Origin of the sequence: Nocardioides kribbensis (assembly GCF_015070375.1) — a bacterium.
Lineage (GTDB): Bacteria > Actinomycetota > Actinomycetes > Propionibacteriales > Nocardioidaceae > Nocardioides > Nocardioides kribbensis.
The window spans coordinates 109,952-129,910 of record NZ_JADCLL010000004.1; the positions used below are offsets into that span (position 1 = coordinate 109,952).

Here is a 19,959-nt window from a genome sequence, read left to right on the forward strand (position 1 = left end):
CTTCTCGGGCGGGCCCCGCTAGGGCGACCGACAGACCGACCGCGCCCGGAGCATCCACACGCCGTCCCGGATCCGCGACGACCACGACACCCGGGCGTCGACGTCACCCGCCGCGCCACCGCGGGCGGGACCACCTGCGAGACCACACGCCGCCTCAGGCGCTCCGTCGCCCGAGACCTCGACCGACTGCTCGAGCCCCCGGGGAGACGGACGTCCTCAGCGGTCGTAGGCCAGCAGGGCGAGCTCGAGCATCAGCTTGTCGCGCGGGTTGGCGAGGTGGCGGCCGGTGAGCGCCTCGATCTGCTTGAGGCGGTAGATGACGGTGTTGCGGTGGCAGAAGAGCTCCTCCGCGGCGTGGGTCGGGGAGCCGTCGTGGCGCAGCAGGGCGCGCAGGGTGTCGACGAGGGTCGTGAGCTGGGCCTCGGGCTGGTTCAGCAGGTCGCCCAGGGTCTCGCGCAGCAGCAGCGGCGCGACCTGGGGGCTGCCCGCCAGCAGCACCTCGGGGAGCCGCTCGGAGACCGAGACCACCTGGGCCATGCCGCGCGGGAGGGTCTCGGCGGCGCGGGTGGCGAGCTGGTAGGCGGCGGCGAAGCCGGCGATCCCGTCGGGGCAGCCGGCGACGCCGACCCGACCGGCCGCGTGCGGCGCGAAGACCTGCGCCAGCCCGGGCTCGTCGGGCAGGGGGCCGGCGAGCAGGCCGAAGTGGGCCCCGGCGCGGACGTGCCACACCGCGGTGACCCCGAGCCGCTCGAGGCCGTCCTCGGCCAGCGTGAGGGCGTCGTCGAGCGAGCCGTCCTGGAGCGCGACCACGCAGGCGAGGTCGGCGTCGCCGCGGATGCCCAGCACCGCGAGCGCCTCGCCGGCGAAGTCGGGATCGGCGCCGCGACCCTCGAGCAGCGCGTCGAGCACGGTCTGCTGGCGCTGGAGGTCCTGGCGCTGGAGCCGGCGCGCCTCGCGGCGGTAGGCGTCGATGAGCACGGCGTTCTGGATGTCCAGGTCGGCCCAGACCCCCCGCCCGGCGAGGAGGAGCACGGCGTCGTCGACCCGCAGGTCGGCGGGGCCGGTCGAGGAGCGCTCCACGAGCGCCTGCCACAGCACCCGCGCGCCGAGCGTGTAGGCGTTCAGCACGACCTCGAGGGGCACTCCCTGGCGGGCGCGCCGCCGGCCGGTCTCCCGCCACACGTCGCGCGCGCCCTCGCCCCCCGGCTGCGCGCTGCCGCTGAGGATCTCCAGCCCTCGCCGGATGTGCATCCGGGTGCTCTCGCGCACGTCGAGACGCAGGTCGGGCCCCACGCGGTCGTAGACCTCGGCGTCGCGCTCGAGCAGGGTCAGCGTGATCTGGTCGGCGATGCGGTCGGCGTCGTCCACCAGCAGCCGCCAGGCCCGACGCACGTCGGCCGTCGTGGCGCGGTCGAAGCCGACCGGGTCGGGGGCCTGCCACGCCGACCGGCGGCCAGGAGCCCGCTCGGCGGCCCCGGAGGAGGCGCCGGATCGCCCAGAGGAGGACACGGGACGACGTTCGCACTCCGCGCACAATCTTGGCCAGCCCTTGACCCCGATCACTGCGTTGGATCCAAGCATCTTTGTGCTCCGCGCCTAGTGCACTTCCTGTGCGCTGCGACCAAAGTGGTGGCCGTCACACCGGGGCCCCACCCTCGACCTGGTCGACACCGTCCTCCCGCGGCGCCACCCCGCCGCGCGCGACCGACCCGCGACCGACCTGCGACCGACCTGCGACCGACCTGCGACGACCCCCGCCGACCCCCCGACGAAAGGGCGCGATGTCCGCGACCTCCTCCCCCGCTGCGCCGTCCCCCGGGGCCGCCTCGGCCACCGGCCCCGTGCTCGAGCTGCGCGACGTGACCGTCACCTTCGGCGGCGTCACGGCCCTCTCGGGCGTGGGCCTCGCCGTCCGTCCGCACCAGGTGCTGGGGGTCATCGGCCCCAACGGCGCCGGCAAGACGACCCTCTTCAACGTCGCGTGCGGCTTCGTCACCCCAGACACCGGCACGATCGTGCGGGAGAGCCGCGAGCTGGGCCGCCTGCACGCCCACCAGCTGGCCGGCCTCGGCATGGCCCGCACGCTGCAGGGTCTCGGCCTCTTCGACCGGATGAGCGTGCTCGACAACGTCGTCGTCGGCGCCGACCGCCACGCGAGCGTGGGCTTCCTGGGCTCGCTGCTCGCCCTGCCCCGGGCGGCTCGCGAGGAGCGTGAGCTGCGCGAGCGGGCCCGCGCCGTGCTCGAGGAGCTCGGCATCGCGGCGTACGCCGACCGCTACCCGCCCAGCCTTCCCTACCCCGTGCGCAAGCGGGTCGCCCTCGCCCGGGCGCTGGCCGCCGAGCCGACGCTGCTGCTCCTCGACGAGCCCGCCAGCGGGCTGTCCGCCGACGAGATGGACGAGCTCGGCGACCTGGTGCGCAGCCTGACCGACCGGATGTCGGTGATGCTCGTGGAGCACCACATGGACCTGGTCATGCGCGTCTGCGACGAGATCACGGTGCTCGACTTCGGCCGCGTCATCGCCCACGGCACACCGGCCGAGGTCCGCGACGACCCCGCCGTGCTGGCCGCCTACCTCGGCGAGGTCGTCGGCGACGAGGACGCCCCCGGCGCCCTGCCCGCGACGCCCGAGGGAGGTCGCTGACGTGCTGACCCTCCACGAGCTGTCGACCAGCTACGGCCCCGTCAAGGCGCTGCAGCAGGTCTCCTTCACCGCCCGCGAGGGCGAGATCACCGCCGTCCTCGGGGCCAACGGCGCCGGCAAGACCACACTGCTGCGCACGGTCTCGGGCCTGCAGCGAGCCGACTCCGGCACGATCGAGCTCGAGGGCAGGCGGCTGGGCAAGGTCGCGGCCGACCGGATGCCCGGGCTCGGCATGGCCCACGTGCCCGAGGGCCGCGGCGTGATCACCGAGCTGACCATCGAGGAGAACCTCCGCCTCGGGGGCCTGGGGCGCGGGCGCCGCGTGCAGCCCGCCGACCTCGACCGCGTCTACGACCTCTTCGCCATCCTCGGCGACCGTCGGGCGGCGCTGGCCCACACGCTCTCGGGCGGGGAGCGGCAGATGCTCGTCATCGGCCGCGCGCTCATGGCCGGGCCCCGGATGCTGCTGCTCGACGAGCCCTCCCTCGGCCTGGCCCCGCGCATCGTCGCCCAGATCTTCGACCTGCTGCGCGGGCTCGTGCAGTCCGACGGGCTGAGCGTGCTGCTCGTGGAGCAGAACGCCCGCAGCGCCCTGTCGGTCGCCGACCACGGCGTCGTGCTCAACCTCGGCCGTGTGGTGGCCGACGACGACGCGGCCACGCTGGCGGCCGACGACCAGCTCCGACACGCCTACCTCGGGTTCTGACCCGTGCGACGAGAAGGAGAGACCTCGTGCAGCAGCTGCTGAACACCGCCCTCGGCGGTCTGACCCTCGGCATGGTCTACGCCGCGTTCGCGCTGGCCCTCGTGCTGATCTTCCGCTCCACGCGGATCGTGAACTTCGCCCAGGCGCCGATGGCGATGGTGACCACCTTCATCGCCCTCACCCTGATCGACGCCGGCTACTCCTACTGGATCGGCTTCGCCGCCGCCCTGCTCGCGGGCCTCGTGCTCGGCGCGGTCGTCGAGCGGGTGCTGATCCGCCCGGTCGAGGACAAGCCCGAGATCAACGCCGTCATCCTCACCCTGGGCCTCTTCATCGTGCTCCACGCCCTCGCGGCCGTGGTGTTCGGCAACGCCTACCGCTCCTTCCCCGCGCCGTTCGGGATCCGCGGCTTCGAGGTCGGCGGCAGCACCATCGCGCTGACCGGCTTCGGGGTCTTCACCATCGGCGCGGTCGTGGTGGTGATGGCGCTGCTGGTGGCGCTCTTCCGCTTCACCGACGTGGGCCTGCGCATGCGGGCCGCGGCCTACAACCAGGAGGTCGCCCGCCTGCTGGGCGTCAGGGTGGGGCGCATGCTCACCCTCGGCTGGGCCCTGGCCGCGCTGGTCGGCTCCCTGGCCGGCATCCTCATCGCCGGCGGCAGCCTGGTCCACCCGGGCTACATGGACTCCGTCGTCGTCTACGGCTTCGTGGCCGCCGTGCTCGGCGGCCTGGAGAGCCCCATCGGCGCGGTGGTGGGGGGCCTGACCCTCGGCGTCTCGCTCAGCTTCGTCAGCGGCTACGTCGGCTCCGAGCTCGTCGCCCTGGCCGCCCTGGGCATCCTCATGCTGGTCCTGACCCTGCGACCCGGGGGCCTGTTCTCCCAGGCCGCGGAGAGGCGCGTCTGATGCCCGCGAAGCTGCAGCGCCTCTGGCGCGACTCCGTCCTGGGCCGCCACGTCCTCGTCGCCCTCGTCGGCCTGCTGGTCGTCCTGCTGCTGCTCGAGACGGTCAACGACTTCCGGGCCATCCAGCTCTCCTCGATGGCCTACCTCGGCATCGCCGCGGGCGGGCTGACCATCCTCACCGGCCTCAACGGCCAGATCTCGCTGGGCCACGGGGCGCTCATGGCGATCGGTGCCTACACCGCGGCCCTCATGCTGCCCGACCGCGACGCCTCGACGCCGCTGCCGCTGGTGGTGCTGGTGTCGGTGCTCGTCACGCTCGCGGTCGGTACGGCGGTCGGCGCGGCCGCCGCCCGTCTCCACGGCCCCTACCTCGCCGGCGCCACCCTGGCCCTGGCCGTCGCCGTGCCCGGCATCGCGCTGTACTTCGGCGAGACCCTCGGCGGGGAGCAGGGCCTGCGGGTCTCGATGCCCGACGTGCCGGTCTGGGCGCTGGACGCGGAGTACCTCCTCACCGGCACCGAGATGACCCGCAGCGGCTGGGTCGCCCTCATGGCGTGGACCACCCTCGCGGTCACCTACGTGCTGCTGGCCAACCTCTCCCGCGGCCGGGTCGGACGCCGGTGGCGCGCCGTGCGCGACGGCGAGGTCTCCGCGGAGCTGGCCGGCATCCGGCTGGGCCGCTCACGGGTCTCGGCCTTCATGGTCAGCGCCGCCGCGGCGGGGGCGGCCGGCGCCATGCTGGCCTTCACCGTGCGGCTGGCCGCGCCCAGCGGCTTCACGCTCACCCTCAGCCTCACCCTGCTCACCGCGGTGGTCCTGGGCGGTCTGGGCAGCCTGGGCGGCGCCCTGGTCGGGGCGGCGCTGCTGACCTTCCTGCCGCCCTTCGTCACCAGCGTCGGCAGCGACGCCGGCCTCAGCGACCTGCGGGCCGCCGAGCTGGCGCCACTCGTCTACGGCCTGGTCATGATCGCGGTCATCCTGCTCGCCCCGGCCGGCATCGCCGGCTCCTTCCGCGCCTGGCGCATCCGCCGCCAGGCCCGGGTCGCCGTCGCCCCGGCGCCGGTCGCGGCCAGTGCCACCGGCACGACCGGCACCCCCGACTCCCCCACCCGCAGCACCGTCCCCACCTCCTCGAAGGGAACACCCACATGACAAGACGAGCCAGGCTCATCGGCCCGCTGGCCGGACTGGTCGCCGCCTCCACGCTGCTCGCAGCGTGCGGCGCCGGCGGCGACCGCGAGTCCGACGGGGGCGGAGGTGACAGCGGCGGGTCGACCGACATCGGCGTCACCGACGACACCATCACCATCGGCGCCCACTTCCCGCTGACCGGCGTCGCGGCGCCGGGCTACAGCGAGATCCCGCTGGGCGCCGCGGCGTACTTCGACTACGTCAACGCCGCCGGCGGCATCAACGGCCGCCAGATCGACTACATCGTGCGCGACGACGGCTACAACCCCACCAACACCAGCACCGTCACCAACGAGCTGGTGCTCCAGGACGAGATCTTCGCGATGGTCGGCGGCCTCGGCACCCCGACCCACAGCGCGGTCGTGGACTTCCTCAACGACGAGGGCGTGCCCGACATGTTCGTCTCCTCGGGCTCGCTGCAGTGGGGCGACGACGTCGAGAACCGGCCTTACACCTTCGGCTGGCAGCCCGACTACGAGATCGAGGGCAAGATCATCGGCCAGTACGTCGCCGAGAACATGCCCGACGCCAAGGTGGGCCTCTTCCTCCAGGACGACGACCTGGGCGCCGACGCCGAGGTCGGGGTGCGCCAGTTCCTCGACGAGCAGATCGTCGAGGTGCAGCGCTACACCTCCGGCAACACCGACGTCGGCCCGCAGATCGCCGCGCTCCAGTCGGCCGACGCCGACCTCGTCCTGTCGTTCAACACCCCGTCCTACACCGCGCTGAGCCAGCTCGTGGCGCTGCGGCTGGGCTACGAGCCGCAGTGGTTCTACTCCAACATCGGCTCCGACCCCGAGCTCGTCGGCTCCCTGCTCTCGCGCTTCTCCGAGGGCGCGGTCGAGGGCGACAACTCCTCCCTCGACGGGATCCTGACCTCGGAGTACATCCCCGGCGTCGAGGACACCGACAACCCGTGGACCCAGCTGTGGCAGAAGGTCTGGGACCAGGAGGGCGAGGAGGGCGAGCTGAGCAACTTCCGCATCTACGGCATGTCCAGCGCCTACGCCTTCGTGCAGACCCTGGCCGCGGCCGGCGAGGACCTCACCCGCGACGGCCTCGTCGAGGCCCTCGAGGAGTCCGGCGAGTCGCTGGAGGGCCCGCAGTTGGCGCCCTTCCGCTACTCCGCCGACAGCCACCTCGGCATCTCCGGCGTGCAGCTGGTCGAGCTCAACGGCGGCGCCAGCGACCCGATCACCCCGGTGCTGGGCACCGACATCGGCGACGCCCCGATCGAGGAGGACAGCTCCGGCCAGGCCGACGACGCCCCGCCGGAGTCCGGCATCCCCGAGGCGCCCTGAGCCGGCCGCACCACCTGAGCCGCACAGCACGCTGAGCCGCACGGCACAGGCCGTCCGTCCCTCCGGGGGCGGGCGGCCCGTCTGCGTCGTCCCCGGCCCGGCCTCAGCCGCGCCGCGTCTCCAGCACGCGGAAGCCCTTGGCGCTGGCCAGCCGCTCGGTGGGCCAGCCCTGCTCGCCCAGCCAGCGCTGCAACGAGTCGGCGCCGAGGTTCTTGCCCACCACCATCACCGCGCGACCGCCCGGCGCCAGGCGCGGCAGCCAGGTGAGCAGCAGCTCGTGGAGCGCGGCCTTGCCGATGCGGATGGGCGGGTTCGACCAGATCTCGTCGTACGTCGCGCCCCCGGCCACCGCGTCGGGCGTGAGCGCGGTGAAGCGGTCCGCGACGCCGAGCGCCGCGGCGTTCTCCCCCGCCAGCAGCACCGCGCGCTCGTTGACGTCGACGGCGGTGACCTCGGCCCCGGGCACGGCGACGGCCACGGCCAGCCCGATGACGCCGTAGCCGCAGCCCAGGTCGAGCACCCGCCCGGCCGACGGCGGCTCGGTCTCGCGGAAGAGCACCGCGGTGCCGACGTCGACCCGGCCGCGGGCGAAGACGCCCGACCCGGAGACGAGGTCGAGGTCGTGGCCCCACACGTGCGCCGCGACGGCGGCGCGGGTGAAGGGCACCGAGGGGTCGGCGGTGAAGTAGTGGTCCTCGGAGCGGTCCTCGGAGCGGTCCTCGGAGCGGTCCTCGGGCTGGTCAGTCACAGGTCCTCCTGGCGCGGGTCTGCTCGGCGCGGGCGGCGAGCTGGCCGTCCTCGGCGTAGGCGACCTCCTCGAGCGTGAGGCCGTGGGCGTGGGCCACGGCCACCGCGGGCGAGCGGACGCCGGCGGCCAGCACCTCGGCGGGCCACGTCGTGGGCCGGCGGCCGTCACCGACGGCGAGCAGGCAGCCCACGAGCGAGCGGACCATGGAGTGGCAGAAGGCGTCCGCCCGCACGGTGGCCACGGCGAGACCGTCGGCGTCGCGCGACCACGCGAGCTCGAGCAGCGTGCGGATGGTGGTGGCCCCCTCGCGGCGGCGGCAGAAGGAGGCGAAGTCGTGCTGCCCGACCAGGTCGTCGGCGGCGGTCTGCATGGCCGCCAGGTCCAGCGGGCGCGACCAGGCCAGCACGTGGAGCCTCGCGAGCGGGTCGACGAGGTCGGGCCGGTCGGCCACGCGGTAGGCGTAGCGGCGCCAGGTGGCCCCGAAGCGGGCGTCGAAGCCCGGCGGGGCCTCGCTCACGCGGTGCACCCGCACGTCGGCGGCGAGGATGCCGTTGAGGCGGCGGGCCAGCGCCTCCAGCGGCGGCTCGGTCGCGCGCCCGGCCGAGGCCGCGAGCACCGCGGGGTCGACGTCGAGGTGGAGCACCTGGCCCCGGGCGTGGACGCCGGTGTCGGTGCGCCCGGCGCAGACCACCGGCACGCGCTCGCTGCGCAGCGCCGTGGCCAGCGCCGCCTCGACGTCGCCCTGCACGGTGCGCAGCGTCGGCTGCGCCGCCCACCCGTGGAAGCCGGTGCCGTCGTAGGCGAGATCGATCCGCAGGCGCACGGTGGACGATCCTAGGGCCCGGGCGGGCCGGGCGGCGGGCCGCCCGGTGTGCGCGGCGGTGCGGGTCGCGCGACCGGCGCGGTGGCGGTGGCAGGCGCGTCGGCAGGCACGTCGTCCGGCGCGACGCCCGCGAGCCCGGCGGCGCGCAGCTCGAGGGTGGCCAGGGCGGCCACGGTCGCGGGGTCGCCGCGCCGCCAGCCGGCGGCGGCGTCGGGCACGCGGGCCAGGACGCGCACGGGCTGGCGGGCGAGCGCCCGCACGGCGTAGAGGTCGGGGTCGCCGCCGGCGCGCAGGTAGCGCCGCGCCAGGGTCGCGGTGAGCACGAAACGCACCCGCCCGGGCAGCCACCACGGCAGCGCGACCAGCACCAGCAGCAGGGCGGTGACCACCCCCGACCAGAAGGCCACGCGGTCGACGGCGTCGGCGCCGTCGGCGCCGGCCTGCGCGATGCCCGCGGAGGCCTCGGCGGCCCGGTCGAAGGGGGCGGCGACCTCGTCGCCCACGACCGGGGTGCCGTCGAGGGTGTCCCCGGCGCCGGTGAGGTTGTCGGCCAGGCTGGTGCCCGCGTCGTCGACCTGGCGCACCTGGTCGGCCACCCCGCCGAGGGCGTCGGTGACCTGGGTGCCGGCCCAGACGGCCAGCACCACCCACAGCACCACGAGGAGGTCGAGGAGCAGCTGCCACGTGCGGCGGGCCGGGTCGGCGGCGTAGAGCACCATCGGGCCACCCCACCACGCGCTGCCCCGGATCCGGTTCACCCGCCTAGGCTCGGGGCGTGAGCGACGACCCGGCCACCGTGGTGCCCCTGCAGCACCCCACCGCCCCCACCATCGTGCTGGTCTCCGGGACCCGCGCCGACGAGCTGCGCGAGCACTTCGGGCGCTACGAGCGCGAGTACGACCTGCGCACGGCGACCTCGTGCGCCGAGGCCGAGGAGGTCGCCGCCCGGGTGCGCGCCGAGGGCGGCACGGTCGCCCTCTTCGTCGCCGAGTCGGTGCTGCCCGACTGCCACGTGCTCGAGGCCTTCGGGCGCTGGCGGACCGTGGTGCCGACCGCCCGGCGGATGATCGCCGCCCACTGGGAGCGCTTCATCCCCGACGGCCCCGCGCTGCGCGCGGGCATGGCGGCCGGCAAGTACGACGCCTACCTGCTGATGCCGCGCGGCACCCGCGACGAGGAGTTCCACCACGCCGTCACCGACCTGCTCTCCGACTGGGGCTCCACGGTCGCCGACCCCGAGGTCGTCTCGGTCACGATCGTCGCGCCCGAGCAGGACGGCCTCACGCTGGCCATCCGCGACTACCTCGACCGGATGGGCATGCCCAGCCGGGTCTACCACCCCGACAGCGAGGGCGGCCGGCACGTGCGGGCGCTGGCCCGGCCGGACGCGGCGTACCCGCTGGTCCACGCGCTGGACCGCGAGGTGGTCGAGGCGCGCAGCGTGCGCGACGTCGCGCTCTCGGTCTACGGCGCCCCCGGCGACGTCGCCGTGGACGAGGTCGTCGACCTGGTCGTGGTCGGTGCCGGGCCCGCGGGCCTGGGCGCGGCCGTCTACGCCGCCTCCGAGGGGCTCTCCACCGTCGTGCTCGAGGCCGAGGCGATCGGCGGCCAGGCCGGCACCAGCTCGATGATCCGCAACTACCTGGGCTTCCCCCGCGGCATCTCGGGCATGCGGCTCTCCCAGCGCGCCCGCAACCAGGCCCTGCGCTTCGGCACGCAGTTCTTCACCGGCTGGTCGGTCGAGGCGCTCCTGCCCGGCGTCGACGGGGAGCCGCACGTCGTGCGCACGGAGGCCGGCGAGGTCCGGGCCCGCGCCGTCGTCGTCTCGACCGGCGTGGCCTACCGCAAGCTGCGCGTCGAGCCGCTGGAGGAGCTCGTGGGACGCGGCGTCCACTACGGCGCCGCGCTCACCGCGGCCCGCGAGATGGAGGGCCAGGACGTCTACGTCGTGGGCGGCGGCAACTCCGCCGGCCAGGCCGCGGTGCACCTGTCGCGCTTCGCCCGCTCGGTGACCGTGCTGGTGCGCCGGCCCTCGCTGGCCGAGACCATGTCGCAGTACCTCGTCGGCGAGATCGACCACAACCCGCGCATCGCGGTGCGCACGTGCACGGCGGTCGTCGACGGCGGCGGCGCGGGCCGGCTGGAGCGCCTCGTGCTCGAGGACACCCGCAGCGGCGCCCGCGAGGAGGTCGCCGCCGGCGGGCTGTTCCTGCTGCTGGGCGCCGAGCCGCACTGCGAGTGGCTGCCGGCGGAGGTCGAGCGCGACGCACAGGGCTTCGTGCTCACCGGGCGCGACGTGCCCCGCGAGCGCTGGACCGACGGCCTGCCGCCCGCCGACCTCGCCACGACCCTGCCGGGCGTGTTCGCGGCCGGCGACATCCGCTCGGGCTCGATGAAGCGGGTCGCCGCCGCCAGCGGCGAGGGCGCCTCGGTGGTGCCGCTGGTCCACCGGTGGCTCACCGGGCGCTGACGTGCGGGCGCCGGGGCGTCAGGCCATCTCGTGGCGCCACGGCGGGTCGGCGCCGGGGCGCGAGACGGTGATCGCCGCCGCCCGCGCCGCGTGCTCGAGCACCTCGACCACCACGTCGTCACCGATCGGCCCGAGCCGGCCGCCGAGCAGCCCCCGCTCGGCGAGGGCGTCAAGGAGCGCCGCGCCGAAGGTGTCGCCCGCGCCGATGGTGTCGGCCACCTCGACGCGTCGCGAGGCGACCACGACCTCGCCCTGGGCCGAGGTCCACGACGCGCCGTCGGCGCCGCGGGTCACCACGACCACGGCCGCGCCGAGACCCCGCAGGTGCGCGACGGCCTCGGCGAGGTCGAGCTCGGGCCACAGCGCCTCGAGGTCCTCGTCGCTGGCCCGCACCAGGTCGGCGAGCCGGGCCACCCGCTCCACGCGCGCCACCACGTCGGGCCCGGTGCCGGTGATCGCGGGCCGGGCGTTGACGTCGTAGGTCACCGTGGCCGTGCCGCGCAGCTCCTCCAGCAGGGTCAGCACGTCCTCGGCCCCCGGGGCCAGCACGGCGCCCAGCGAGCAGGTGTGCACGGCCACCGGCGCCGGCTCGCGCTCCACGGGCAGCAGCCGCCAGTCGAGGTCGAACTCGTAGGACGCCGCCCCGTCGGCGCCGATCGTCGCCGCCGCGGTCGCCGTGCGGTCGATAGCCGCCGGGTCGCAAGCCAGCCGCACCCCGGCGGCCTCGAGGTAGTCGCGCACCATGGACCCGTGGTGGTCGTCGGCGAAGGCCGTCGCGAAGCGCACCGGGCGCCCCAGCCGGGCCAGCGCGACCGCGACGTTGGCCGCGCTGCCCCCGGCGTACTCCACCCGCTCCCCGCTCGCGCGGTGCACCACGTCGACCAGCGACTCCCCCACCACCAGCACCTGTGCATCCATAGGGATGCTTCTACCACGCCGGGCCCGACCGCGGCCCGCGCCCGGGCACTAGCGTGCAGCCCATGACCGTCCACCCGCTCGACCCCGCCTCCGGCGAGGCGCCCTTCGAGCAGCTGCGCACCCAGATCGCCCGCCGAGCCGCCTCCGGCGACCTGCCCGCCGGCACCCGGCTGCCGACCGTGCGCGCCCTGGCCGCCGAGCTCGGCGTGGCCGCCGGCACCGTGGCGCGCGCCTACCGCGAGCTCGAGGCCGACGGCGTGGTCGTGACCGAGGGACGCCGCGGCACCTCGGTCACCGCGGGCGCCGCCGCGTCCGGTCCGGCGGCCGGCGCCGCCGCGGCGGCGTACGTCGGGTCCGCGCGGCGCCTCGGTCTCTCCCTGGCCGAGGCGACCCGGCTCGTCGAGCAGGCCTGGCGCGGGTGAGCGGCCGGTGAGCCCGTGAACGACACGAGGCCCGCCACCCCAGCGGGGTGGCGGGCCTCGGTGCGGTGAGGACCAGGCTCAGGCCTTGGTCTCGTCCTTGCTGTCGCCCTCGTCGGAGTCGGCCTCGGCGGCCTGCTCCTCGGCGACGACGCTGCCCTCGGGCGAGGCCTCGTCGGTCATCTCGACGGGCGCCTCGTCGGTGGCGGTCTCGTCGCTGGTGGTCTCCTCGGCGGGAGCCTCCTCGGCGGGCGCGGCCGGGGCTGCGGCAGCCGGAGCGGCGGTGCGGGGAGCCGAGGGGGTGTAGGCCTCGGTCACCAGCTCGATGACGGCCATGGGGGCGTTGTCGCCCTTGCGGGGGCCGAGCTTCGTGATGCGGGTGTAGCCACCGGGACGCTCCGACATGGTCGGGGCGATCTCGGTGAAGAGCACGTGCACGACGCCCTTGTCGCGGATGGTCTTGAGGACCTCGCGGCGGTTGTGCAGGTCGCCCTTCTTGGCCTTCGTGATCAGCTTCTCCGCGTAGGGACGCAGCGTGCGCGCCCGCGACTCGGTGGTGGTGATCCGGCCGTGCTCGAAGAGCGCGGTCGCGAGGTTGGCCAGGATGAGGCGCTGGTGGGCCGGGCTACCGCCGAGGCGGGGACCCTTCTTGGGCTTGGGCATGGCTCTCTCTCATTTCTCCCGGGCCGTACCAGGTACCCGGGTAGTCGACCGGCGTGGTGCAGGTCAGGGCTGGGTGCTGCGGGTGGTGCAGGGGTGCAGCGGGGTGGTGCTGGGACTCAGTACTGCTCGTCCTCGACGAAGGCGTCGTCGTCGTCCTCGCCGTAGGCGGCGAGAGCGGCGTGGGGGTCGAAGCCGGGGGCGCTGTCCTTGAGGGACAGGCCCATCTCGACCAGCTTGGCCTTGACCTCGTCGATCGACTTCGCACCGAAGTTGCGGATGTCGAGCAGGTCCTGCTCCGAGCGGCTGATGAGCTCACCCACGGTGTGGATGCCCTCGCGCTTGAGGCAGTTGTAGGACCGCACGGTCAGCTGCAGGTCCTCGACCGGGAGGGCGAGGTCGGCGGCGAGCTGCTCGTCGACCGGCGAGGGGCCGATGTCGATGCCCTCGGCCTCGACGTTGAGCTCGCGGGCGAGGCCGAAGAGCTCGACGAGGGTCTTGCCGGCCGAGGCGATCGCGTCGCGGGGACGGATCGAGGGCTTGGTCTCGACGTCGATGACGAGCTTGTCGAAGTCGGTGCGCTGCTCGACGCGGGTGGCCTCGACCTTGTAGGTCACCTTCAGCACGGGGCTGTAGATCGAGTCGACCGGCATGCGGCCGATCTCGTTGTCGGCGCCCTTGTTCAGCACGGCCGAGACGTAGCCGCGGCCGCGCTCGACGACGAGCTCCATCTCGATCTTGCCCTTCTCGGACAGGGTCGCGATCTTGAGGTCGGGGTTGTGCACCTCGACACCGGCCGGGGGCGCGATGTCGGCGGCGGTGACGTCACCGGCACCCGACTTGCGCAGGTACATGGTGACCGGCTCGTCGTGCTCGGAGGAGACCACGAGGCCCTTGAGGTTCAGGATCAGCTCGGTGACGTCCTCGCGGACGCCGTCGATGGTCGAGAACTCGTGCAGGACGTTGTCGATCTTGATGCTGGTGACCGAGGCGCCGGGGATGGAGCTGAGCAGCGTGCGGCGCAGCGAGTTGCCGAGCGTGTAGCCGAAGCCGGGCTCGAGGGGCTCGATGACGAAGCGCGAGCGGAACTCGTCGACGGACTCTTCCGAGAGGGTGGGGCGCTGTGCGATGAGCACTGGTGTTTTCCTTTCCGGGCCCACCCGCTATTTGACGGGCCCGAACTGCGAGGATGTGGAAAGGGAGGGTGGAGCAGCAACAGGCGCCGCCCCCGGCCCGGAGGACGGGGGCGACACCCGAGGGTCACTTCTTCGAGTAGTACTCGACGATGAGCTGCTCCTGGACCGGAAGGTCGATCTGCGCCCGGGTCGGCACCTGGTGCACCAGGATCCGCATGCGGTTCGGCAGGGCCTCGAGCCAGGCCGGGACGACGCGCTCGCCGTGGGTCTCACGCGCGACGATGAACGGCGTGGTCTCCAGCGACTTCTCGCGGACGTCGATGATGTCGTGCGCGGTCACCTGGAACGACGGGATGTCGACCTTGTGGCCGTTGACCAGGAAGTGACCGTGGGTCACCAGCTGGCGGGCGTGGCGGCGCGTGCGGGCGAAGCCGGCACGGTAGACCACGTTGTCGAGACGGCACTCGAGCAGCTGCAGGAGGTTGTCACCGGTCTTGCCGGTGCGGCGCGAGGCCTCCTTGTAGTAGTTCAGGAACTGCTTCTCGAGCACGCCGTAGGTGAAGCGGGCCTTCTGCTTCTCGCGCAGCTGCAGGAGGTACTCGCTCTCCTTGATGCGGCCGCGGCCGTGGGCGCCGGGCGGGTAGGGACGACGCTCGAAAGCCTGGTCGCCACCGACGAGGTCGACACCGAGACGGCGCGACTTCCGGGTCATGGGTCCGGTGTAACGGGCCATGGTTCAGTCTCCTTCTAGGTCTCGGGTCAGACGCGGCGGCGCTTGGGAGGGCGGCAGCCGTTGTGCGGGGTGGGCGTGACGTCCTGGATGGTGCCGACCTCGAGGCCGATGGCACCCAGCGAGCGAATCGCGGTCTCACGACCCGACCCCGGACCCTTGACGAAGACGTCGATCTTCTTCATCCCGTGGTCCATGGCCCGACGCCCGGCGGCCTCGGCGGCCATCTGCGCGGCGTAGGGGGTGGACTTGCGCGAGCCCTTGAAGCCGACGGTGCCGGCCGAGGCCCACGAGATCACCGCACCGGTGGGGTCGGTGATCGTGACGATGGTGTTGTTGAACGTGCTCTTGATGTGGGCTTCGCCCTGAGCGACGTTCTTCTTCTCCTTGCGGCGCACCTTCTTGGCGCCGGCCGCTGCGCGGCTCTTGGGAGGCATGCGTTATCTCCTGGGGTAGCTGGTCGTTGAGGTGAGGAAGGGCAGGTGGGACGGCGCGGGCCGTCGCGTCACTTGGCCTTCTTCTTGCCGGCAACCGTGCGCTTGGGACCCTTGCGGGTGCGCGCGTTGGTCTTGGTGCGCTGACCGCGGACCGGAAGGCCCATGCGGTGGCGGCGACCCTGGTAGCTGCCGATCTCGATCTTGCGACGGATGTCGGCCTGGACCTCGCGACGGAGGTCACCCTCGATCTTGAAGTTGGCTTCGATGGCGTCGCGGAGCTTGACCAGCTCCTCGTCACCCAGCTGGTGCACGCGGGTGTTCGGGTCGACCCCGGTCTCGGCGAGCAGCTGCTGGGAGCGGGTACGGCCGATGCCGTAGATGTAGGTGAGAGCGATCTCGATGCGCTTGTCGCGCGGGAGATCCACTCCAACGAGGCGTGCCATGTGTCTGGCGGTCCCTTCGGGTAGTCCACAGAGGTTTCTGGTCGTGTCGCGCCCCGGGGGGATGTCGACGGCGAGCCGTCGTGCCCGGGCCCCGGCCTCTGCTCCGGGGGTGGTTCGCCGCGTCCAGGGCGGCTAAGCGATCACGTTGAGGTGTGTTCAGTTGTGGTGGTGCGGGTGGTGCGGGGTGCAGCCGGGCTGCAGCGGGCCTCTCAGCCCTGGCGCTGCTTGTGTCGCGGGTTCTCGCAGATGACCATGACGCGGCCGTGGCGACGGATCACCTGGCACTTGTCGCAGATCTTCTTGACGCTGGGGTTGACCTTCATCGCGGAGGTCCTTTCGTGGCCCCGGGGGGCTGTCGGCTTGACGCGTGCGCCGGCGAGCGGTCTCGCGGCACCGCTTACTTGTAGCGGTAGACGATGCGACCCCGGGTGAGGTCGTACGGCGAGAGCTCCACCACCACGCGGTCCTCGGGGAGGATCCGGATGTAGTGCTGGCGCATCTTGCCGCTGATGTGGGCGAGGACCTTGTGGCCGTTGCTCAGCTCGACGCGGAACATGGCATTGGGCAGGGCCTCCGTGATGGTGCCCTCGAGCTCGATCACGCCTTCTTTCTTCGGCATGTCCTCCACAATCTGTTGTCCGGTTGTCTACCGTGTGCTGCACCGCGGGGCGGGTGCCCTGCGGGTGGCCCGGGAACCTCCTCCGCCCGGGGGCGGGGGTGGACCTCGTGAAGCCGACCGGCGCTCCTCACCCGGCGGACGGGCAGCCTCGAGGAGCGCAGGACAGACCCACGTTGGGCCGACACGCCAGTTTAGTTCGCGGGCGCCCCAGAACCCTAATCAGCCCGAGCGCCGCGCTGGGCTCAGGCGGCGAGCAGCCGCAGCGCCTCCACGCGCGCGGGCGAGCTGCCGGGCTCGGTGCCCACGTGGGCGCCCGCCACCGGCACGACCATGACCTCGTCGACGCCGTACGTCGAGGCCAGCTCGGCCACCCGGGCGCGGGCCGCCTCGGGGGCGTCGATGACCCAGCGCGCGGCCATCGCGTCGATGACGTCCTGCTGCGCGGGCGGGGCCTGGACCTTCTCGGCCTCCTCCACCAGCACCTGCGCCTGCAGCGGCTGCCCGGTGCGCAGGGCCAGCATCATCTGCAGCTGCGGCAGGGCGCGCAGGCGGGCCTCCTCCGCGGTCGGCGCCACCGAGACGTTGACGGTCAGGAAGGTGCGCGGCTCGGCCAGTGCGGCGGAGGGTCGGAAGGTCGAGCGGTAGAGCTCGAGCGCCTCGGCGGTGCCGCTGCCGGAGAAGTGGTGGGCGAAGACGTAGGGCATGCCCTTCTCCGCGGCCAGGCGGGCGGAGTAGTCGGAGGAGCCCAGCAGCCACATCTCGGGCACCCCGGCGGCCGCCGGGGTCGCCTTGAGGACCTGCTGGCGACCGGCCACCGCGACGGCGACGCCCTCGGGCTCCATCATGGCCAGCACGTTGTCGACGTACTCGGGGAAGCGGGTCACGGCCTCGTCGCTGACGCCGCCGGCCCCGTGGCGCAGGGCGTAGCTGGTGACCGGGTCGGTGCCGGGGGCACGCCCGATGCCGAGGTCGATGCGACCCGGGTAGGCGGCCTCGAGGAGCGAGAACTGCTCGGCCACGACCAGCGGGGCGTGGTTGGGGAGCATGACGCCGCCCGAGCCCACGCGGAGCCGCTCGGTGGCGCCGGCGATCATCGCCATCACCACCGGGGGGTTGGTCGAGGCCACGGCCGGCATGTTGTGGTGCTCGGCCACCCAGTAGCGCCGGTAGCCCAGCGCGTCGGCCTCGCGCGCGAGCTCGAGAGTGGCGGCGAGGGCGTCGCCCGAGGTCTGGTCGCTGCGCACCGGCACGAGGTCGAGCACGGAGAGGGTGGGGCTGGTCTGGTGGCTGCGTGACTGGCTCATCACCGTCCCAACCCCACCCCGCGGAGGGCTATTCCGCGCCGATCGAGGCCTTGCGCCGGGTGCTGCGGTCCTTGAGCAGGCTGAGCACGGTGGTCACCGCGAGGGTGCCGACGATGACGAGCAGCGAGAGCCAGATCGGCACCTCGGGCGCCCACTCGATGTGCTCGCCGCCGTTGACGAAGGGCAGCTCGTTCTCGTGCATGGCGTGCAGGACGAGCTTGACGCCGATGAAGAAGAGCAGGAAGGCCAGGCCGTAGGAGAGGTAGACCAGACGCTGCAGCAGGTCGCCGATGAGGAAGTAGAGCTGGCGCAGGCCCATCAGCGCGAAGACGTTGGCGGTGAAGACCAGGTAGGGCTCGCTGGTGAGGCCGTAGATGGCCGGGATCGAGTCGAGGGCGAAGAGCAGGTCGGTCACGCCGAGGGAGAGCACCACGATGAACATCGGGGTGAGCATCCGCTTGCCGTTCTCGGAGACGGTGAACTTCACGCCGTTCCAGTGCTCGGTCAGCGGCAGCCGCTTGCGCGCGATCGCGACCAGCTTGGGCTCCTCGTAGTGCTCGTCGTCGTCGCCGCCCTCCTTGGCCAGCTTGACGGCGGTGTAGATGAGGAAGGCGCCGAAGAGGTAGAAGACCCAGCTGAAGTTCTCGATCGCCGCGGCGCCGACGCCGATGAAGATGCCGCGCAGCACCAGGGCGAGCACGATGCCGATGAGCAGCGCGGTCTGCTGGTACTGCCGCGGCACCTGCAGCTTGGTCATGATGATGATGAAGATGAACAGGTTGTCGACCGAGAGCGAGTACTCGGTCAGCCAGCCGGCGAAGAACTCCCCGCCGTACTGGCCGCCGGCGAAGTACCAGACCCCCAGGCCGAAGACGACCGCGAGGGCGACGAAGCCGGCCAGGTGCAGCGAGGTCTCGCGGGTGGTGGGCTCGTGGGGCCGGCGTCCGATGACGAAGACGTCGACGAGGAGCAGGCCGGTGGTGAGGAGGACCGTGGTCCACCACAGCCAGGGGGCGACGTCCACGACGGGACCTTTCCGATTGGTGTCAGTGGTGCAGCCGGGTCGGGGACCCGGTGCGGAGCGGGCTCACGGTACCCGCCGGGGTCACCGTCCGCCGAACGGGACCCCGAGGCCGGTGAGGGCCTCCTCGCCGCCGTCGAGGGCGGTCAGGACCCAGGCGCCGTCGGCGGTGAGGGCGAAGGTGTGCTCGAAGTGCGCGGCGCGGCTGCCGTCGGTGGTCACGACGGTCCAGTCGTCGTCGAGCACGTCGGTCTCGGCGCTGCCGAGGGTGATCATGGGCTCCACGGCCAGGGCCAGACCGCGGACGAGCTTGGGGCCCTTGCCGGGCTTGCCGTAGTTGGGGACGTTGGGCGGCAGGTGCATCTCGGTGCCGATCCCGTGCCCGGTGTAGTCCTCGAGGATGCCGTAGTCGCCCTGCGAGCGGACGTAGGTCTCGACCGCGTGCCCGATGTCGGAGACCCGTCCGCCGAGCCGCGCCGCGGCGATGCCGCGCCACATGGACTCCTCGGTGACGCGCATCAGCTCCACGAGCTCCGCGGAGACCTCGCCGACCGCCACGGTGATCGCGGCGTCGCCGTGCCACCCCTCGACGATCGCGCCGCAGTCGATGGAGATGACGTCACCGGAGGCCAGCACCTCGTCGGCGCCGGGGATGCCGTGCACCACCCGGTCGTTGACCGAGGCGCAGATCGAGGCGGGGAACCCGTGGTAGCCCTTGAAGGAGGGCACTCCCCCGCCGCTGCGGATCGCGTCCTCGGCCACGGCGTCGAGCTCGGCGGTGCTGATGCCGGGACGCACCGAGGAGCGCAGCAGCTCCAGGGTCTCCCCCACGAGCAGGCCGGCGCGACGCATCGCGACGACCTGCTCCGGGGTCTTGATCTCCAGGCCGCGGTCGAGCAGGCCCACGGTCAGCTCTGCGGCAGGTCGTCGAGGGCGTCGAAGATCCGCTTGGTCACGTCGGCGACCTCGCCCATGCCGTCGACCTCGACCAGCAGGCCGCGATCGCGGTAGACCCCGATGAGCGGCTCGGTCTGCTCGGCGTAGACCTCCTGGCGGCGTCGGATGACGTCCTCGGTGTCGTCGGCGCGACCCTCGACCTGGGCGCGCTGGACCAGCCGGGCCACCAGCTCGTCCTCGTCGACGGTGAGCACGACCACGGCGTCGAGGGAGTGGCCGGTGAAGGCGATCATCCCGTCGAGCTCCTCGACCTGCGCCAGCGTGCGCGGGTAGCCGTCGAGCAGGAAGCCGGGCGTGGCGTCGTCCTCGTCGATGCGGTTGCGCACCATGAGGTTGGTGACCTCGTCGGGCACGTAGTCGCCGGCGTCCATGTACCGCTTGGCCTCGACGCCGAGGGGGGTGCCCTGGGAGACGTTGGAGCGGAAGATGTCGCCGGTGGAGATGGCGGGGATGCCGAAGTGCTCGGCGACGAACTTGGCCTGGGTGCCCTTGCCGGCCCCGGGCGGGCCCATGAAGATCATTCGCAT

General features: G+C 73.2%; 23 protein-coding genes. 7 read left to right on the plus strand and 16 right to left on the minus strand.

The window, feature by feature from the left end; translation table 11 throughout:
• Nucleotides 1-216: 216 nt before the first annotated feature.
• The gene (locus IR170_RS09995; protein ID WP_193662355.1) at nt 217-1,509 is read right to left on the minus strand and encodes a PucR family transcriptional regulator; all 1,293 of its coding nucleotides are present in this window, start codon (nt 1,507-1,509) and stop codon (nt 217-219) included.
• Nucleotides 1,510-1,781: 272 nt separating this feature from the next.
• Between IR170_RS09995 and IR170_RS10000 the strand changes: the two genes are divergently transcribed.
• Genes IR170_RS10000 through IR170_RS10020 form a run of 5 tightly spaced genes read left to right on the plus strand, consistent with a single transcriptional unit; the run spans nt 1,782 to nt 6,747 of the window.
• Nucleotides 1,782-2,645, plus strand: coding sequence for an ABC transporter ATP-binding protein (locus tag IR170_RS10000; protein ID WP_193662368.1), 864 nt, complete (start codon nt 1,782-1,784; stop codon nt 2,643-2,645).
• 1 nt (nt 2,646) lies between these two features.
• Nucleotides 2,647-3,351 carry an ABC transporter ATP-binding protein gene (locus tag IR170_RS10005; protein WP_056862108.1) on the plus strand — a complete coding sequence of 235 codons (705 nt, stop codon included), beginning with the start codon at nt 2,647-2,649 and terminating at the stop codon, nt 3,349-3,351.
• A 26-nt stretch (nt 3,352-3,377) separates the two neighbouring features.
• Nucleotides 3,378-4,256, plus strand: coding sequence for a branched-chain amino acid ABC transporter permease (locus tag IR170_RS10010; RefSeq protein ID WP_056862107.1), 879 nt, complete (start codon nt 3,378-3,380; stop codon nt 4,254-4,256).
• Nucleotides 4,256-5,407, plus strand: coding sequence for a branched-chain amino acid ABC transporter permease (locus tag IR170_RS10015; protein ID WP_193662399.1), 1,152 nt, complete (start codon nt 4,256-4,258; stop codon nt 5,405-5,407). Before IR170_RS10010 ends, IR170_RS10015 begins: the two co-directional genes overlap by 1 nt.
• Complete coding sequence (locus IR170_RS10020; protein ID WP_193662405.1) at nt 5,404-6,747, plus strand: ABC transporter substrate-binding protein; 1,344 nt, start codon at nt 5,404-5,406, stop codon at nt 6,745-6,747. Before IR170_RS10015 ends, IR170_RS10020 begins: the two co-directional genes overlap by 4 nt.
• A gap of 103 nt (nt 6,748-6,850) precedes the next feature.
• On the opposite strand, the gene IR170_RS10025 is transcribed toward IR170_RS10020, so the two are convergent.
• From IR170_RS10025 to IR170_RS10035, 3 genes are read right to left on the minus strand one after another with little or no spacing between them, the layout of a single operon-like run.
• Nucleotides 6,851-7,495 (minus strand): class I SAM-dependent methyltransferase, encoded by a 645-nt coding sequence (locus tag IR170_RS10025; protein WP_193662411.1) that lies wholly within the window; start codon nt 7,493-7,495, stop codon nt 6,851-6,853.
• Nucleotides 7,488-8,318 carry a tRNA pseudouridine(38-40) synthase TruA gene (truA, locus tag IR170_RS10030; RefSeq protein ID WP_193662425.1) on the minus strand — a complete coding sequence of 277 codons (831 nt, stop codon included), beginning with the start codon at nt 8,316-8,318 and terminating at the stop codon, nt 7,488-7,490. The genes IR170_RS10025 and truA overlap by 8 nt, the downstream gene beginning before the upstream one ends.
• Nucleotides 8,319-8,329: 11 nt before the next feature.
• Nucleotides 8,330-9,076, minus strand: coding sequence for a hypothetical protein (locus IR170_RS10035; protein WP_193662429.1), 747 nt, complete (start codon nt 9,074-9,076; stop codon nt 8,330-8,332).
• 17 nt (nt 9,077-9,093) lie between these two features.
• Here IR170_RS10035 and IR170_RS10040 point away from each other — a divergent pair, with 17 nt between their 5' ends.
• Nucleotides 9,094-10,788: an FAD-dependent oxidoreductase gene (locus tag IR170_RS10040; RefSeq protein WP_319805012.1), complete on the plus strand. Its 1,695-nt coding sequence runs from the start codon at nt 9,094-9,096 to the stop codon at nt 10,786-10,788.
• Between the two features lie 18 nt (nt 10,789-10,806).
• Here the strand turns inward: IR170_RS10040 and IR170_RS10045 are convergent, their stop codons facing one another.
• A complete protein-coding gene (locus tag IR170_RS10045) occupies nt 10,807-11,706 on the minus strand; it encodes a PfkB family carbohydrate kinase (RefSeq protein WP_227489013.1) in 900 nt (299 codons plus the stop codon).
• Between the two features lie 62 nt (nt 11,707-11,768).
• Here IR170_RS10045 and IR170_RS10050 point away from each other — a divergent pair, with 62 nt between their 5' ends.
• Entirely contained in the window at nt 11,769-12,128 is a 360-nt protein-coding gene (locus IR170_RS10050) for a GntR family transcriptional regulator (RefSeq protein WP_193662440.1), read from the plus strand.
• Nucleotides 12,129-12,206: 78 nt separating this feature from the next.
• Here IR170_RS10050 and rplQ read toward each other — a convergent pair whose 3' ends face one another.
• From rplQ to IR170_RS10105, 11 genes are all read right to left on the minus strand, one after another.
• Nucleotides 12,207-12,788 (minus strand): 50S ribosomal protein L17, encoded by a 582-nt coding sequence (gene rplQ, locus IR170_RS10055; protein ID WP_056904801.1) that lies wholly within the window; start codon nt 12,786-12,788, stop codon nt 12,207-12,209.
• A 116-nt stretch (nt 12,789-12,904) separates the two neighbouring features.
• Nucleotides 12,905-13,921 (minus strand): DNA-directed RNA polymerase subunit alpha, encoded by a 1,017-nt coding sequence (locus IR170_RS10060; protein WP_056862098.1) that lies wholly within the window; start codon nt 13,919-13,921, stop codon nt 12,905-12,907.
• A gap of 124 nt (nt 13,922-14,045) precedes the next feature.
• Nucleotides 14,046-14,654 carry a 30S ribosomal protein S4 gene (gene rpsD / locus IR170_RS10065; RefSeq protein WP_056862097.1) on the minus strand — a complete coding sequence of 203 codons (609 nt, stop codon included), beginning with the start codon at nt 14,652-14,654 and terminating at the stop codon, nt 14,046-14,048.
• A gap of 26 nt (nt 14,655-14,680) precedes the next feature.
• The gene (gene rpsK / locus IR170_RS10070) at nt 14,681-15,088 is read right to left on the minus strand and encodes a 30S ribosomal protein S11 (RefSeq protein ID WP_056862096.1); all 408 of its coding nucleotides are present in this window, start codon (nt 15,086-15,088) and stop codon (nt 14,681-14,683) included.
• Between the two features lie 68 nt (nt 15,089-15,156).
• Nucleotides 15,157-15,531 carry a 30S ribosomal protein S13 gene (rpsM, locus tag IR170_RS10075; RefSeq protein WP_056862095.1) on the minus strand — a complete coding sequence of 125 codons (375 nt, stop codon included), beginning with the start codon at nt 15,529-15,531 and terminating at the stop codon, nt 15,157-15,159.
• A gap of 209 nt (nt 15,532-15,740) precedes the next feature.
• Nucleotides 15,741-15,854, minus strand: a complete 114-nt coding sequence (rpmJ, locus tag IR170_RS10080) for a 50S ribosomal protein L36 (RefSeq protein WP_056862094.1) — start codon at nt 15,852-15,854, stop codon at nt 15,741-15,743.
• 74 nt (nt 15,855-15,928) lie between these two features.
• Nucleotides 15,929-16,150, minus strand: coding sequence for a translation initiation factor IF-1 (infA, locus tag IR170_RS10085; protein ID WP_026145687.1), 222 nt, complete (start codon nt 16,148-16,150; stop codon nt 15,929-15,931).
• Nucleotides 16,151-16,392: 242 nt separating this feature from the next.
• Nucleotides 16,393-17,454 (minus strand): LLM class flavin-dependent oxidoreductase, encoded by a 1,062-nt coding sequence (locus IR170_RS10090; protein WP_193662444.1) that lies wholly within the window; start codon nt 17,452-17,454, stop codon nt 16,393-16,395.
• Nucleotides 17,455-17,482: 28 nt separating this feature from the next.
• Nucleotides 17,483-18,478, minus strand: a complete 996-nt coding sequence (locus tag IR170_RS10095) for a TerC family protein (RefSeq protein WP_056862092.1) — start codon at nt 18,476-18,478, stop codon at nt 17,483-17,485.
• An 81-nt stretch (nt 18,479-18,559) separates the two neighbouring features.
• Nucleotides 18,560-19,375, minus strand: coding sequence for a type I methionyl aminopeptidase (map, locus tag IR170_RS10100; RefSeq protein WP_227489072.1), 816 nt, complete (start codon nt 19,373-19,375; stop codon nt 18,560-18,562).
• An 8-nt stretch (nt 19,376-19,383) separates the two neighbouring features.
• Nucleotides 19,384-19,959, minus strand: a complete 576-nt coding sequence (locus tag IR170_RS10105; protein ID WP_193662464.1) for an adenylate kinase — start codon at nt 19,957-19,959, stop codon at nt 19,384-19,386.

Coding starts and splice junctions, on each gene's coding strand:
- IR170_RS10000 (WP_193662368.1), top strand. CDS start 1,782: ATGTCCGCGACCTCCTCCCCCGCTGCGCCGTCCCCCGGGGCCGCCTCG.
- IR170_RS10015 (WP_193662399.1), top strand. CDS start 4,256: ATGCCCGCGAAGCTGCAGCGCCTCTGGCGCGACTCCGTCCTGGGCCGC.
- IR170_RS10020 (WP_193662405.1), top strand. CDS start 5,404: ATGACAAGACGAGCCAGGCTCATCGGCCCGCTGGCCGGACTGGTCGCC.
- IR170_RS10045 (WP_227489013.1), bottom strand. CDS start 11,706: ATGGATGCACAGGTGCTGGTGGTGGGGGAGTCGCTGGTCGACGTGGTG.
- IR170_RS10050 (WP_193662440.1), top strand. CDS start 11,769: ATGACCGTCCACCCGCTCGACCCCGCCTCCGGCGAGGCGCCCTTCGAG.
- rplQ (WP_056904801.1), bottom strand. CDS start 12,788: ATGCCCAAGCCCAAGAAGGGTCCCCGCCTCGGCGGTAGCCCGGCCCAC.
- rpsD (WP_056862097.1), bottom strand. CDS start 14,654: ATGGCCCGTTACACCGGACCCATGACCCGGAAGTCGCGCCGTCTCGGT.
- rpsK (WP_056862096.1), bottom strand. CDS start 15,088: ATGCCTCCCAAGAGCCGCGCAGCGGCCGGCGCCAAGAAGGTGCGCCGC.
- rpsM (WP_056862095.1), bottom strand. CDS start 15,531: ATGGCACGCCTCGTTGGAGTGGATCTCCCGCGCGACAAGCGCATCGAG.
- rpmJ (WP_056862094.1), bottom strand. CDS start 15,854: ATGAAGGTCAACCCCAGCGTCAAGAAGATCTGCGACAAGTGCCAGGTG.
- infA (WP_026145687.1), bottom strand. CDS start 16,150: ATGCCGAAGAAAGAAGGCGTGATCGAGCTCGAGGGCACCATCACGGAG.
- IR170_RS10090 (WP_193662444.1), bottom strand. CDS start 17,454: ATGAGCCAGTCACGCAGCCACCAGACCAGCCCCACCCTCTCCGTGCTC.
- IR170_RS10105 (WP_193662464.1), bottom strand. CDS start 19,959: ATGCGAATGATCTTCATGGGCCCGCCCGGGGCCGGCAAGGGCACCCAG.